Origin of the sequence: Streptococcus sp. SK140 (assembly GCF_000259525.1) — a bacterium.
GTDB lineage: Bacteria > Bacillota > Bacilli > Lactobacillales > Streptococcaceae > Streptococcus.
The window spans coordinates 1-1,742 of the sequence record NZ_AJML01000034.1 but is presented as its reverse complement, the minus strand read 5'-3'; the positions used below and the strand labels follow the sequence as shown (position 1 = coordinate 1,742).

At 41.2% G+C, this 1,742-nt stretch carries 2 protein-coding genes; both read left to right on the top strand.

The window, feature by feature from the left end:
• Nucleotides 1-253: 253 nt before the first annotated feature.
• Nucleotides 254-1,330, top strand: coding sequence for an aspartate-semialdehyde dehydrogenase (locus tag HMPREF1116_RS09200; protein ID WP_000542499.1), 1,077 nt, complete (start codon nt 254-256; stop codon nt 1,328-1,330).
• 50 nt (nt 1,331-1,380) lie between these two features.
• Nucleotides 1,381-1,742 (top strand): dihydrodipicolinate synthase family protein (locus HMPREF1116_RS09195; protein ID WP_000121595.1); only part of this gene is annotated, 362 nt, incomplete at its 3' end.

Here is a 1,742-nt window from a genome sequence, read left to right as displayed (position 1 = left end):
TTTTTATTAGCAATCAAACTTTGACGCGGTAGCTGATTGAACTTTTTGTTCGTCTTTTAGACTCCAAAAAGCTCCTAATCATCCTCGCGGGGCTGGGACTACGAAATCGAGACTCTGTCTATCGATTTCTGTCCCACCGCCTTTTCTTGTCAATTTCAGAAAATAGATAGGAAAAAGACTTTTCAATTTTGGTAAAAAGTAGTATAATGTTTATATTATAGAAATTTTTAGAAAATTCCGAAAGAGGTTTGTTATGGGATACACAGTTGCTGTTGTCGGCGCTACAGGTGCCGTTGGTGCTCAAATGATCAAAATGTTGGAAGAATCAACTCTTCCGATCGATAAGATTCGTTACCTTGCGTCTGCACGTTCTGCAGGAAAGGTTTTGCAATTCAAAGGTCAAGATGTGACCATCGAAGAAACAACAGAAGACGCTTTTGAAGGGGTTGATATTGCTCTTTTCTCAGCTGGTGGATCAACTTCTGCAAAATATGCACCTTATGCTGTTAAGGCAGGCGCAGTCGTCGTAGATAACACTTCTTATTTCCGTCAAAATCCAGATGTACCATTGGTTGTTCCTGAAGTGAATGCCCACGCCCTTGATGCTCACAACGGAATTATCTCTTGTCCTAACTGTTCAACAATTCAAATGATGGTGGCTCTTGAGCCCGTTCGTCAAAAATGGGGATTGGACCGTATTATCGTTTCAACTTATCAAGCAGTTTCAGGTGCTGGTATGGGAGCAATTCTTGAAACCCAACGTGAGCTTCGTGAAGTCTTGAATGACGGTGTGAATCCACGTGATTTGCATGCGGAAATCCTGCCTTCAGGTGGCGATAAGAAACACTATCCAATCGCCTTCAACGCTCTTCCGCAAATTGACGTCTTCACTGATAATGACTACACTTATGAAGAGATGAAGATGACCAATGAAACTAAGAAAATCATGGAAGACGATAGCATTGCCGTATCAGCAACATGTGTACGTATTCCAGTTTTGTCAGCTCACTCTGAGTCAGTCTATATTGAAACAAAAGAAGTAGCACCAATCGAAGAAGTGAAAGCAGCTATTGCTGCATTCCCAGGTGCAGTTCTTGAAGATGATGTTGCTCACCAAATCTATCCTCAAGCAGTTAATGCTGTTGGTTCACGTGATACTTTCGTTGGACGTATCCGTAAAGATTTGGATGCAGAAAAAGGTATTCATATGTGGGTGGTTTCTGATAACCTTCTTAAAGGTGCCGCTTGGAACTCAGTTCAAATCGCAGAAACACTTCACGAACGTGGATTGGTTCGCCCAACAGCTGAATTAAAATTTGAATTGAAATAATGTGTAGGAGTTCTTTTGAACTCCTTCTTTAAAATAGAAAGGTGTTTTGTATGTCTTATCAAGATTTAAAAGATTGTAAAATTATCACAGCCTTTATTACTCCTTTTCATGAAGATGGCTCTATCAATTTCGATGCCATTCCAAAGTTGATTGAACATTTATTAGCACATCATACAGACGGAATCCTCCTAGCAGGGACAACTGCTGAGAGTCCGACTCTAACTCACGATGAGGAGTTGCAGTTGTTTGCGGCTGTTCAAAAGGTTGTCAACGGACGAGTTCCTTTAATCGCTGGTGTTGGTACTAATGATACACGTGACTCTATTGAGTTCGTCAAAGAGGTAGCAGAGTTTGGCGGTTTTGCGGCTGGTCTTGCGATTGTTCCTTACTATAACAAACCATCCCAAGAAGG

What these genes read in the sequence shown, in the direction of transcription:
- HMPREF1116_RS09200 (WP_000542499.1), top strand. Translation starts at nt 254, where the DNA reads ATGGGATACACAGTTGCTGTTGTCGGCGCTACAGGTGCCGTTGGTGCT.